General features: G+C 45.7%; 14 protein-coding genes. 12 read left to right on the top strand and 2 right to left on the bottom strand.

What is annotated here, in order from left to right; genetic code table 11:
- Window positions 1-118: 118 nt before the first annotated feature.
- Entirely contained in the window at window positions 119-2,053 is a 1,935-nt protein-coding gene (locus tag MH117_RS10390; RefSeq protein ID WP_239328568.1) for a S8 family peptidase, read from the bottom strand.
- 220 nt (window positions 2,054-2,273) lie between these two features.
- On the opposite strand from MH117_RS10390, the gene MH117_RS10385 reads away from it, so the two are divergent.
- The 12 genes from MH117_RS10385 to MH117_RS10330 all read left to right on the top strand — a co-directional run bounded on the left by MH117_RS10385 (window position 2,274) and on the right by MH117_RS10330 (window position 12,216).
- Window positions 2,274-2,774, top strand: coding sequence for a YpuI family protein (locus MH117_RS10385; protein WP_239328567.1), 501 nt, complete (start codon window positions 2,274-2,276; stop codon window positions 2,772-2,774).
- A gap of 151 nt (window positions 2,775-2,925) precedes the next feature.
- On the top strand, window positions 2,926-3,147 hold the full coding sequence (locus MH117_RS10380; protein ID WP_239328566.1) for a DUF1540 domain-containing protein: 222 nt from the start codon (window positions 2,926-2,928) through the stop codon (window positions 3,145-3,147).
- A gap of 39 nt (window positions 3,148-3,186) precedes the next feature.
- Entirely contained in the window at window positions 3,187-3,531 is a 345-nt protein-coding gene (locus tag MH117_RS10375) for a hypothetical protein (RefSeq protein WP_239328565.1), read from the top strand.
- A 477-nt stretch (window positions 3,532-4,008) separates the two neighbouring features.
- Window positions 4,009-5,184, top strand: coding sequence for a cysteine desulfurase family protein (locus tag MH117_RS10370; protein ID WP_239328564.1), 1,176 nt, complete (start codon window positions 4,009-4,011; stop codon window positions 5,182-5,184).
- Between the two features lie 12 nt (window positions 5,185-5,196).
- A complete protein-coding gene (gene thiI / locus MH117_RS10365) occupies window positions 5,197-6,552 on the top strand; it encodes a tRNA uracil 4-sulfurtransferase ThiI (RefSeq protein WP_239328563.1) in 1,356 nt (451 codons plus the stop codon).
- Between the two features lie 73 nt (window positions 6,553-6,625).
- Window positions 6,626-7,297, top strand: a complete 672-nt coding sequence (locus MH117_RS10360) for a TerC family protein (protein ID WP_239328562.1) — start codon at window positions 6,626-6,628, stop codon at window positions 7,295-7,297.
- 222 nt (window positions 7,298-7,519) lie between these two features.
- On the top strand, window positions 7,520-8,014 hold the full coding sequence (locus MH117_RS10355) for a glutamate synthase (RefSeq protein WP_239328561.1): 495 nt from the start codon (window positions 7,520-7,522) through the stop codon (window positions 8,012-8,014).
- 66 nt (window positions 8,015-8,080) lie between these two features.
- A complete protein-coding gene (gene typA / locus MH117_RS10350; RefSeq protein WP_239328560.1) occupies window positions 8,081-9,916 on the top strand; it encodes a translational GTPase TypA in 1,836 nt (611 codons plus the stop codon).
- A gap of 178 nt (window positions 9,917-10,094) precedes the next feature.
- Window positions 10,095-10,379 (top strand): YlaH-like family protein, encoded by a 285-nt coding sequence (locus tag MH117_RS10345; RefSeq protein ID WP_239328558.1) that lies wholly within the window; start codon window positions 10,095-10,097, stop codon window positions 10,377-10,379.
- Window positions 10,380-10,409: 30 nt separating this feature from the next.
- Window positions 10,410-10,685: a hypothetical protein gene (locus tag MH117_RS10340; protein WP_239328557.1), complete on the top strand. Its 276-nt coding sequence runs from the start codon at window positions 10,410-10,412 to the stop codon at window positions 10,683-10,685.
- 12 nt (window positions 10,686-10,697) lie between these two features.
- The gene (locus tag MH117_RS10335) at window positions 10,698-11,849 is read left to right on the top strand and encodes an LCP family protein (RefSeq protein WP_239328556.1); all 1,152 of its coding nucleotides are present in this window, start codon (window positions 10,698-10,700) and stop codon (window positions 11,847-11,849) included.
- A 115-nt stretch (window positions 11,850-11,964) separates the two neighbouring features.
- On the top strand, window positions 11,965-12,216 hold the full coding sequence (locus tag MH117_RS10330) for a hypothetical protein (RefSeq protein WP_239328555.1): 252 nt from the start codon (window positions 11,965-11,967) through the stop codon (window positions 12,214-12,216).
- 53 nt (window positions 12,217-12,269) lie between these two features.
- Here MH117_RS10330 and MH117_RS10325 read toward each other — a convergent pair whose 3' ends face one another.
- Window positions 12,270-12,866, bottom strand: a complete 597-nt coding sequence (locus tag MH117_RS10325; RefSeq protein ID WP_239328554.1) for a YhcN/YlaJ family sporulation lipoprotein — start codon at window positions 12,864-12,866, stop codon at window positions 12,270-12,272.
- Window positions 12,867-13,010: the final 144 nt, after the last annotated feature.

Genomic DNA, 13,010 nt, shown 5'->3' with positions numbered 1-13,010 from the left:
CCGCACGGCTGATGAATACAGCTATGCGGGTCTTTTTTCATTGCTATCAGGACTTTTTATAGGCCCAATAGTTTCTATTCTCAATAGGTATTCCTTCATCAAGTGAGTTTCAAACGAGCTATCTTGCAAGAAATGAAGCAACCATACGGTTCAACATTCGATCGACATTTTGCGGATACAGAGACAAAGATTGATTGCTCTGCGAGGCAAGACTGAGCGAACGCTCAACATCTATCAGCCCGTAGCCAAAATAGATGTCTTTACCCGAGGAACCGATATCTACTACACTTTTACGCATGATGTCATACACTTCTGTATTTTTTAATGAGGGATTAATCGAACGGATCAGTCCAGCAAGTGCTGTGACGTGCGGACTCGCCATAGATGTCCCTGATAGAGCAGCGTACTGATTTTGAGGGTAAGTGCTGGCAATCGTTGTTCCAGGCGCTACGACATCGACGTAATCTCCATAGTTGGAGTACTCCGCTTTAGTTTTGTCCTGATTAGTTGCCGAGACCGAAAATACCTCGGAATACGCGGCTGGATAGCCAGGCTGACTTGTGTTATCATTACCAGTCGCTGCGATCAACACAACATCTTTGTTATAGGCATATTTAATGGCATCGTGGAGAAATGCTCCCTGGGCGTAATTGCCGAGGCTCAGATTAATCACTTTGGCTCCATGATCTGCCGCCCAAATGATGCCCTCCGCTACGGAGTATGAAGTGCCTGCCCCTGAACTGTCCAGTACTTTAACCGGCATAATTGGATTATACCATGTCATGCCTGCGATGCCTTCCTGATTGTTTACCCGCGCACCAATAATGCCAGCTACATGCGTACCGTGTCCAACATCGTCCTGTGGAGGATTGTCGGGTTCAAATACGTTATACCCTTTTAACAGCTTATCCTTCAAATCACGATGGTTCATATCTACTCCTGTATCGACCACCGCAATAATAACACTTTGCTTCCCTTTGGTTAAGTTCCAACCTTGATTGGCTTTGATCAGTGGAAGGTTCCATTGATAGGGCTTATAAAGAGCATCATTAGGTTCAACAGAACTTGTTTTAGAATCGGCATTACTGCGAATGCTTGCTGGCTGGAAGACTGGTGCTTTTAGGCTGGTAGGTGTTCCATCCGCTCGCTTTAAGTCATTTGTCATATACAAGTAATGTGGTTCGATATAAATCGGATTGTATTGTGCAAAGTACTGTTTTAGCTGCAATGCACTCATTGATTTCGATTTAAAAATATGTGTGTAGCCTGTTTTGCGGACAGAACGACAGTTAATATCTTGTCGCATTTGAGCCAGTTGACCATCAGAAGGGGGCTTGCGAAAACGGACGACAATCTCATCTTTATAATAATGACTTGTCCCTTGATTGTCCTCACCATCATTAACTGGAATATCTTCCATTGTATTTGTATCTACAGACTTGACTTGGAATTTGCTCTCGCGCGGATAAGGAACAAGCCGCAAATTCCGCTGCTGGTGGCTGCGCACGCTGTTCACGATATGTTGATTGACGATAGCCACGATGCCTCCATTGAGCTGTTTGCTTGCCAAGCCAATGACGACATGCGGTTTTCCGTTAATAAGGATCGCATCCGAACGATAATCATCATGACGTCCTACATGAATCTCTCCACTGCGAACCAAGCTTTTGAGCTGCTTGTACTGCGCAGCGTTATCGGGATGGGGAACGGAGCCATTCGCGATTGTTTGCTTCTTTGCTGCGTTAGTCCAGCATACGTATTCATAATGGGGATGATCCCGCACAAATTCCTGAAGTTTTGCTTTAATTTGCTCAGGAGTAAGCTGGTTGTATTTAGTGATTGCAGCCTCCATATCTTGCTTGATATCCAATAAGGACATGTTTGCAGTGCTCTGTACATCTGCGTTTAAAATGTGCTGCTTAGAATATTTCTCTTCTGAAGCCGTTTTTATTTGGTGCTGCTGCCCATTTTGGTTATTGTTGCCCCATAACAGCGGCACAGCAAGCACGGCAACACCTAATGCGGTTATTCCAACCACGGTTCCACGCCGCATTTTTTATCCCTCCACTCATTTCGATAAGCTTAAAAATCCTTTTATGCTTACCCATAGGGTGAGATGAACAGGGAAATTTTATTCGAAGGAAGAGGTGAGACAAACTATGGGTGGAAAGGGATACCTTTTCCATACAAATTGTGATAGGATGTTGTTGACTACCAATGAAAAGTCTTCATAAGTGAATAATCGAACAGGATCTTGTTAAGGGGGAGCAGAAATGCCAGCATCCAATGTGAAGCAGCTTTGCGAAGTGTCGAGAGAGAAGTTAAAGTTTACAATTGAGAAATTGGAGTCTTTTTTGAATGAATTCACGCTGCCGCAGCTTGTTGGCGATCAACAGGATGAAGAGACGGTTAGCTTCTATAAAGGATACTTGGCAGATTTGCGCCACTTGCTTGTTTTCTCAGAAGTAGCCTACGAGAAGCTTGGTGTTACGTTGCGTCGTGCCCATTTTGATGGGGACTTTGCTGAACGTGCTTTGTACGAAGTGTATCATAACAGTGTGAATGCCTTCTTTTATCCGAAGAATGAATGTTATTCCGAAGATGGCCGCTATGCTTATACGGGCCAGGATGCCATTCGCTTCCGCAAGAAGCCTGTTCGGGCAGCACGGGATATTATATTAGACATCACGAAAGCTTTTGAAGAGCTACGTGATGAGTTGGGTTACTACGAGAGCGACTACTTAACTCAACGCAAGATGCAAGGTCAAAAATAAAATGATTTTATATACTGAACGTTCCGCTTGATTGCGGGACGTTTTTTTTGGTTTAAATACTTTATTTTCCTTGTGCCATTGGTAGTTTTGGCACCTCTTGGCTCGAGTATCTTCCTAGACCTGAGGACAACCTGTTACTGGAGGTGATCGAATGTCGAGCGAAAAACCATTAGTACGATGCAGCGTAGCCAACTGTCATTTCTGGGGCCAAGGCAACCTGTGCCAGGCGGAATCGATTCAGATTGACATTGATGCACATGCAACCAAACGAATCAGTGAAGAATATGCGGCTGATTTGGGAGAACTGCACCAAGATCAGGCTGCGACTTCCTCAGTCACTTGTTGCCACACATTTAAACCGAAGAGCAAATAACATCTGCTTCTCACCTTAGAGGTGCAAGGAGTGAGCTGAATGAACCAAGAACAACATCCGCATCGGCGCATTAAACGACATCGAGTGCGTACCTCATGGGACCGAACTTACGAGGCCGAAGCAGCGCAGGAGCTCACCGCTCCTTCAATTACAAGAGACGTATCCAGATTCGGTGATGTAACGAAGGTTGATCGCAATTCTGGTCTGGGTTATGCAGCCATCGTGTTTGCCGTCGTATCTTTGTTTATTTTCCCTATTATTATGGGTATAACAAGTTTTGCTCTAGGGCTTATCGCCTATCTGCAGGGCAGTCGCACGGCTGGCATCACAGCGGCAGTTATTGGCTTGGCTGCATTTACATTCAGGCTGCTAATGGTCACATAAGAACAATGTATGACGAACAGGATGACCATGAACTGTAGCGTCGTCGCAGAGCTAATGAGAATTATATTATCCATCTGGAGTGACCTTCACCACCGCTTGATAAGTGGTCTGAAGGTTTTTTTAATTTTGGAATTTTATATGCGTCAATTGAGTGAACTGAACAAGTTGGCATCATATTTGGCCATTCTCATGGTTGAAAAAAGATGGAGATTTTACATAAAAGCGTGTACAATAATACAAGGTTCGATGGTCATTTTCATCCATTTGCGAAGCTTTGACTGTCAGCGGATGGATCGAATCATGCGGGAAGATAAAAACACAGTGGGTGTTTCTTTTTATGGAGTAGAACAAATCAAGATCTGCAGGATCAACAATGGCGTAGTAGATCGATCAACGCTATTTTGGTCTTTTTTGCTGTCATAACGCTTTACTATAGATGTGATGCCATAATAAGACTGATCGACAAGGAGGCACACCATGGTACAAGACAAAGTTATATATGCGGATTACAGCGCCTCTACCCCTCCTCATCCAGAGGTCATCCGTACAATGTCAGAAGTAATGGAACAAATATATGCGAACCCATCGTCTATCCATGAGTTTGGCGGACAAGCGGAACAACTGGTCAAACGAGCACGAGGCGTCATTGCGGACGCGTTAAAGGTGAGTCCTACTGAGGTGCTTTTTACATCAGGTGCTACGGAAAGCAACAATATGGCTGTACTTGGAGCGGTGCGGGCTTCACGATATTCAAAAAAACCTGCTCATGCAATTGTATCGGCTATTGAACATGCCTCGGTATATGCTTGTTATGAGCAGTTAAAGCGAGAAGGCGTGGAAGTCACTGTACTGCCAGTTGATTCCAATGGCTGTGTACGTCCAGAGGATGTAGAGCAGGCACTTCTTCCAGAGACGATTATCGTTAGCATTATGCATGTCAATAATGAGATGGGGGCTATTCAGCCGCTGGAGCAGATTGGCACTTTAATAAAGCAGCATCCAAAAGCTGTATTTCACGTAGACGGAGTTCAAGGCCTAGGCAAATTGGACGTTGATCTCGAACGCTGGAATACGAGATTATTCAGCTTGTCTGGCCATAAGATCAGAGGGCCAAAAGGTATAGGTGTACTGATTCGACGGGGGCGCGTACCCTTAGAGCCACTGCTGTATGGCGGCAGCCAAGAGCAAGGCTTACGAGCAGGAACATTAAACGTCCCAGGTATCGTCGCACTTGCTAAAGCCATTCGTATGGCTGTTGAGGGGCAAGCAGACAACAAGAACAAGCTTGAGCAGTTAAAGCAGAAGTTAATTGGGTATGTAAGCGATATTCCCGAGCTGGTGCTGAATAGCCCGGCAGATGCACACGGTGCGCCGCATATCGTTAATGTTTCGTTTCCAGGCATGAAGTCGGAGGTCGCTGTCCATGCGCTGGAAGAACGAGGCGTGATCGCGTCTACCCAGTCGGCATGCTCGTCGAAGCTTCACAAGCCTAGTCGGGTGCTGCTGGCGATGACAAAGAATGATCGACTAGCATCCAGTGGTCTGCGTATTAGTCTGGATGCTGAGATGTCGATGGACGACATTGATCGGATCGGCCAAGCTTTACACGGTGCAGTTAGCCAACTTCGGCCGCTTGTACAACTTGAAAGGTAGGTAGTTAACGGAATGGATTATAATATGATATTACTTCGCTTCGGTGAAATTTCAATTAAAGGGCGCAACCGCGGCCGGTTTGAAAAAGCAGCTTATCGTCATGTAAAGGCAGTATTAGCGCCGTTTCCAAATACGCGGATTATTAAGGAATTCGGCAGACTATATGTAGAACTGAATGGAGAACCTTTTGAACAAGTAATCGGAGTGCTGCGGCATGTTTTTGGCATTGTATCCGTTAGTCCGGTAAAGAAGGCTCCGTCTGAATTTGAAGCAATCGTTAAGACTGCGATTGAGATGATGAAAGAATACGCGCCTGAGCAGGGTACTACTTTTAAGGTTAGCGCTCGCAGAGCGTGGAAGAAATTCCCTCATACCTCGCAGGAAATGAATCATCTGGTAGGTGCTCCTATTCTGCGAGAATTCCCGCAGTTGTCGGTGGATGTTCGCAATCCGCAAGTGAATTTGCGAGTTGAGGTTCGTGAGGAAGGTACATATATCTTCCACAAAGTCGTACCGGCAACCGGCGGCTTCCCGCTAGCTTCCAATGGTAAAGCGATGCTGCTGTTGTCCGGTGGTATTGACAGCCCAGTAGCGGGATATCAGGCATTACGCAGGGGGCTTGATATTGAGGCCATTCATTTCCATAGTATGCCTTTTACAAGTGAGCGAGCCAAACAAAAGGTTGTTGATTTAGCACAAGTATTGGCAAATTATGCGGGCAAAATCAGAGTCCATATGGTGCCATTTACAGATATTCAGACAAGGCTGCACCAAGCAGGACAAGAGCATTTGCTCATAACGATGATGCGAAGAGCAATGCTGCGCATCGCAACCGGTCTAGCTGATAAGCAGAAGGCGCATGCACTTGTAACAGGTGACAGCTTGGGGCAAGTTGCTAGCCAAACGCTTGGGAGCATGAATGCAATTGGGCGAGTGACGAACATTCCTTTGCTGCGTCCGCTTGTGATGATGGACAAGGAAGAAATCATCCGGATCGCGCAACACATAGGTACCTTTGAATTGTCCATTTTGCCATATGAGGACTGTTGTACTTTATTTGTACCAAAGTCTCCAGCTACGAATCCGAATATCAATATACTTGAACGTACGGAAAGATCAATTCCGGAGCTGGATGAGATGATTCAAGCTGCTATTGATGGGACCGAGGTTGTAACGCTCCGTGCCGGTGGTGATATACAATTGATGTCCCGTGAAGTCTCCACCAGCGAAGGGATACATTCAGCGGAGCATTCAATAAATGCAAGTGATAGAGATGCGCATGGCGCAGACAGTGCCCCAGTCGCAGCGCAGTCGGCCGCATCTTCCGCTCAATCGCCAAGCAAGCTTGATCACGGGGATTGGTTCTAAATAAATAACCAATCCTAATAACGGCATACCTCCCGCTTGTACAACATAAAACTGTACAAGGGAGGGACTAGCCGTGGATTCAATATGGTTATTGTTGGAAATACTAGTTATCAATCTGGTGCTTAGTGGAGATAACGCGGTTGTCATTGCGATGTCCACGCAGCATTTGCCGGAAAAGGAACGTAAAGTTGCTGTCTGGTGGGGAGCAGCTGGTGCGGTTATTCTCCGCCTTCTGCTGACAATTGCGGCGATGTGGCTTATGGGCATCCCTTTGCTGCAAGCGGCTGGGGGCGTCATGCTGTTTGCCATCGCGATTCAACTGCTCGCAGGCAGCGGCTCCCACGTGGGACGTAAAGAGGGCATAGTGTCTCTTGCGAGCGCAATTCGTACGATATTGGTTGCTGATGTCGTGATGAGCTTGGACAATGTTCTCGCAATAGCAGCCGTGTCCCAAGGACATCTGCCTTATTTAATCGCAGGGATTGCGATCAGCATTCCGATCGTGGTATGGGGAAGCACATTAATTAGCCTCTGGCTGACACGCTTCCCGATATTGATCTACGCTGGAGCTGGTATACTCGGCTATACAGCTGGCGAAATGATAGCGAGTGATACAAAGCTAAGGCTGTGGATGCCAGAATTGTGGCTCAATTTGCATGTGATGCTCCCATGGGTGCTCACTGCGATGGTTTTGATTGCAGGTTATTGGATCAAACGTCAGACTTGCAACACCGTTCAGGAGTAAGCTGGATTCATATTCTGTGCAATGCGGAGAACTATGCTTGTCTAATGCTTAACTTCTTGCAAATAGTCGCTGAAGCGATGCATGCAGGAAGTTTTTTGCGTGGAAGGTAGTATTTTTACCACGTATCAAGTAAACTAGAAAAAGTAAAATGGGCGCGAAAAACGTCGTTCCGTGTCCTTCATCCCTGTCCAATGTATAATGGATGCAAGAGGTGAGTGTGTCATGTCCAAAAAAGAACCGATTATCGGGATTGTTATTTTGGCAGCAGGACTATTTATTTTGTTAGGAAAATGGGGGTTCTTCTCCTTCCTGGGAGGAACAATGTGGCCGTTGTTTATTTTTTTAGCAGGCGTTGTCCTGTTTGGCCTCATTCGGGCGCGTTTGCTGCCTCCGATTGCTTTTGTTCCTGCCGGCGCGTTATTGGTGTATGGATTGTTATTTATGTTAAGCCATTGGATCAGCTGGGGGCTGTTCGGTTATTTATGGCCGTTCCTGCTTCTTGGTTTGTCATTCGGCTTATTCGGGTACTGCCAGCTTGATCCATATGCGTCTCGCAGCGCATGGATCGGTGCAATGGGATTAGGCGCGCTCGGCATCATTATGCTGCTGTTTACAGTTTTCGTAAGCATCGGCATTTATTTGATTGCGGCAGCCTTGATTGTTGTTGGAGCAGCACTGGTTTTTGGAAGCCGGACAGGCCTTTGGCGGCGCCGATAACGGTCCAAGTTAGAGAGTTAGAAGCCCCATTCATTTTTGGTATAAGAGAAGGGAAAGATCGATTGTATGCATCAAAGAGAACATATTCGTAACATCGCTATTATTGCCCACGTTGACCATGGCAAGACAACACTTGTAGACAAGTTGCTTCAACAATCAGGAACATACCGGGACAATGAAGCGGTTCAAGAGCGCGTTATGGATTCCAACGATTTGGAACGTGAGCGCGGCATTACCATTTTGGCTAAAAATACAGCAATTACGTATAAAGACAATCTCATTAATATTGTCGATACCCCAGGACATGCTGACTTTGGCGGCGAAGTAGAACGTATTATGAAAATGGTTGACGGCGTGTTGCTGGTTGTGGACGCGTTTGAAGGCTGTATGCCGCAAACCAAATTCGTACTTCGCAAAGCATTGGCTCATAACTTGACGCCAATCGTCGTTGTGAATAAGATTGACCGTCCTAACGCTCGTCCAAGTGAAGTTATCGACGAAGTGTTGGACTTGTTCATCGAGCTGGAAGCTAATGATGATCAGCTTGAGTTCCCTGTTGTTTATGCTTCTGCATTAAACGGTACGTCCAGCTTAGACCCTGAGAAGCAGGACGATAACATGCAAGCGATGTACGACACAATTGTTAAGCACATCCCGGCTCCGCAAGAGAATCCGGATGAGCCGTTCCAATTCCTCGTGACGTTGCTTGATTACAACGAATACCTTGGACGAATCGCTATCGGACGTATTAACCGTGGTACAGTTCGCCAAGGTCAATCGATTGCCGTTATCGACCGTGAAGGTAAAGTGAAACAAGCTCGTATTGAGAAGCTTTTTGGCTTCCAGGGCTTGAAGCGTGTGGAACGTGAGATTGCGGGTGCTGGCGACATCGTGGCGATTGCAGGTATCAAGGAGATCAACATCGGAGAAACGATGACAGATCCTGCTACACCTGAACCATTGCCAGTTCTTCATATTGATGAGCCGACTTTGCAAATGACATTCCTCGTTAACAACAGTCCATTTGCAGGTCGTGAAGGCAAATGGGTAACGTCCCGTAAAATTCGTGAGCGTCTGTTCAAGGAATTGGAGACGGACGTGTCGCTGCGAGTGGAAGAGACGGATAGTCCGGATGCATTTGTCGTGTCTGGCCGCGGTGAGCTTCACCTTGGTATTTTGATCGAGAACATGCGCCGTGAAGGTTTCGAGATGCAAGTGTCGAAGCCGGAAGTTATTATTCGCCATATTGAAGGCAAGAGAATGGAACCGATGGAGCGCCTGATGATTGATGTTCCAGAAGAATCCACGGGTGCTGTAATGGAAAGCTTGGGAACACGCAAAGCGGAAATGGTCAACATGATTAACCATGGTAATGGCCAAGTTCGCTTGGAGTTTATTATTCCAGCGCGTGGTTTGATCGGCTATCGTACACACTTCTTGACGTTGACACGTGGCTACGGCATCATGAACCATGCCTTTGACCATTACGGTCCATATGCAGGCAGCCAGGTTGGCGGACGTCACCAAGGCGTATTGGTATCTACTGAAACAGGTAATTCCACTTTGTACGGCATCATGTCCGTAGAAGATCGGGGTATCTTGTTTGTTCATCCGAGCACAGAAGTATACGAAGGTATGATTGTAGGCGAGCATACTCGCGACAATGATATCGTCGTTAACATCTGTAAGGAAAAAGCGCTTACGAACGTACGTTCTGCAACGAAGGAAGATACAGTACGGATGAAGACTCCTCGTATTTACTCGTTGGAAGGTGCGCTTGAATATCTAAATGATGACGAGTATTGCGAGATCACACCAACTTCGATTCGTTTGCGCAAGAAAATATTAAACAAAAGTGAGCGTGAACGTGCAGAGAAGCAGCGCAAGTCGTCTGAAGTATAATCTGCTTCAGCTTCGGCCCTCTTCTTCTAAATAGCTGCACCGATGTATTTGATTACATCGATATGGTGCAAGTTGCTAATGATTGATGTTTGCACAAGTTGATGCCAACGTACATTTACATGCAGGCAAGACAGATGTTTAGGATTGGACATATCTTCTACAAAAGGAGTGTCTGTTCATGCAGCACTGGTTAGCGACTCATCCGATAGTCAGTTATTTGCTTATCTTTGCATTTGTAACGTATGTATTTAATAGAGTGTTTCGCGTAAAGAAGCTGCCGATCCTAAAGGAAATCGCCATCTATATAGTGATGGCGATCGGCTGCTTTATGCTGCTCATTTTCCAGATTGACAAGCTGCCTATTATACAGTGCTTGTTTGTGGCTGTTGTGCTTATGTTTATGGTCCGTATTCGTTATTTTGTGGAGGAACGCCGCAAGAAGCAGGAACAGAAGCAAGGGTAAGTACGTGCAGTATTTTGGGGAGGGCGAAGTATGAAGCTCAGCGATGCACTGTTTAATTGGCTGCAGATGGACATTGTCTCCAGCATGCGACCATATGATGTAGCCGCAAAGGAAACGTTTGATTTCTTTGCGGTTATTCTGTATGAAGATCATCAAATTCGGAATGTCAAGGCCTTGTTGACGAATGAAGATTCATATGTAATCACTTATGAATTAGACGGACAGCAAGCTCAAGCCATCTTTGACCGTCAACATGCAGAGCAGTTATGGCATGATATTGAATCGAATCCGAAATACAACGAGTAAGTGAGGTACAGTATGAGTTCAAAAACACCATTGCCACCTCGACAAACAGCGCGCAAGCAGACTAAACCGGCAGTAAAGAAAAGAAAAGGCATGCCGACATGGTTGAAGTGGTTGTTAACGATAATTATGATTGTTCTGATCGTTATTATTGGTTATGCGACATACATATTGTTATACGGGAACAGCAAGCTGGATAAGATCTCGACGGTTACCAATAAGGGCGAAGGCACCTCCACTGTAACAGAAACATTGTCCCCACAAACGGAACCGTTTTCATTTGTCTTGATGGGTATTGATTACCGTAAAGAGCTTCCGGGGCTGCGTACGGATGTTGTGATGGTTGGTGCACTGCATCCCAAAACAAAGGAAGCCGTCCTTGTATCTTTGCCGCGTGATACGTATTTTCAAGTAGGGGAATATCGTGCAGATAAATTAAATCATTTCTATCCCAAGTTCCATGAGATGAAGAAGCATAATACGTTAGAAAGTGCCTCTCCAGAGGACGAGATGAAGATTATGCTTGGCCAGTACTTAGGGATGAAATTTGATCATGCTGCAGTAATCAACTTCCAAGGTTTCGTAGATGTTGTTAATGCACTGGACGGCATTGAAGTAAATGTAGACCAGAACATGTGTTATCGCGACCGTGCCGATGGGACTAACATTAACCTTAAAGCAGGATTTCAAGAGATAGATGGACAACAGGCACTTGACTTTGTCCGCTACAGAAAGTCGAATTGCAGTCCTATGACCAAAGGGACGACTGATTTTGACCGGAATATGCGTCAGAACGCAGTTCTTCAGGAACTGGTTGGCAAGATGCAATCACTTGGTGGTATAACGAAGGTGACATCTATTATTGATGCATTAGCTGACAACTTTAAGATGGATATGACACCTGATCAGATGCGAAGCTCTATTATGACGTATCTTGATATTAATCGTAAAAATATCCATTATATTTCGGTAGATGGCGAATGGAAGAGCCCTTATATTTATATTAATGATAGCAAGCTGCAAGAAGCAAAACAGGCACTTGAAGATGTGCTAGCAGGCAAATCCTTAGCAACGACGTCTGAAAGCTCAACAAGTGGAGATTCCAATGGAAGTACTTTAGACAGTTCAACACGATCTAAGGGAGATACCGGAACAGGTGGCAAGTAGTGTGCCGCTTGGACATTCACCCGATTTTGAGCCAAGTTGCAAAAGTGGATGCAATTTTTCCCTTATGTTATAATACAATATGTATAAGCCGTGAAGCGATATGGGAGGTCTGAAGATGTCCGATAATGATGCTGCTCTGAAAGAGGCTATGTATGCACAATTACAGCAGGACATGTTTGTGCTGCATACGACAAGTATCGTATCGCTTGGACCAATAACCAACGTATTCGCAGGGGTATACAAGATGGGACAGAATACAGTTCGAGTGGCGCTGGCTGGTCGTTCTCGATTTGTGTCGAATATGATTAATAAGCGTGCGGCTAAGAAGCTGGACGAACAAGTGCATGCTTATACGAAGAAAGCCTAGCGGGGTCGCCGCTAGGCTTTCTGTGCATTACGCGAGCTTGTCCTTGTTGCGCTTTAATTTGCATGATCATGGGATGATTTGGTGGTTGGATTGGACCTTGATTTTGCTTTAGGGATGCTTGTTTCTGCATCAGCCTTCATATTCTTCACATCTTTAGGGATTTGTGGCACCATCCGTCCGATAATGTCGGATAATTCCTCCGTGATGCCAGCTATCGGGCGACCTCGCTTAATATCAGTAGACATTTCTTGTATTCGTTGATTAAGATCAATGTCTGCTGTAACGTACGCGTTCACTCCGTATTTATCCTTGCTTAAGGCTTCAGCTACTGAGTATTTGATAGTGCCGACACGTGATCGATCCAGCTTACTATCGACATCAATTCCAACTACTGCTGTATTACCCAACACGACGCAATTGACATGCTTAACGCCTGGAACACGCTGCGCGAGTTCAACTAGATGCTGCTTTACAGCCTCGCGATCGCGAATCGGCTCCTTGGCCGATGCTTGCTGCCTCATGTTAGAACGCATTTGTACGCTTGAGTCTGTCGTGTAAGAGTGGGCGTCTCCAACGGATTGCTTCTTCAACGTGTCGCAACCTGCAATAAACACACACAACATGACAACAGCGATTAAAGTTCTGCGCATGTATCATCGATCCTTTCACATCAATTCATGGAACAACATTGCGGCATTGCTACTGCTAATAGTGTGAGCGACGTCCACAATTTTTATGTAGCCTCGAGAGATATGTCGCAAGGCTGGTGCAAAAAGTAATGCTGCCCACGCGGA

The sequence above is a fragment of the Paenibacillus sp. ACRRX genome, assembly GCF_022346885.1.
GTDB lineage: Bacteria > Bacillota > Bacilli > Paenibacillales > Paenibacillaceae > Paenibacillus_B.
The sequence above is the reverse complement of the archived record's forward strand: the minus strand, read 5'-3'. Positions and strand labels throughout refer to the sequence as shown.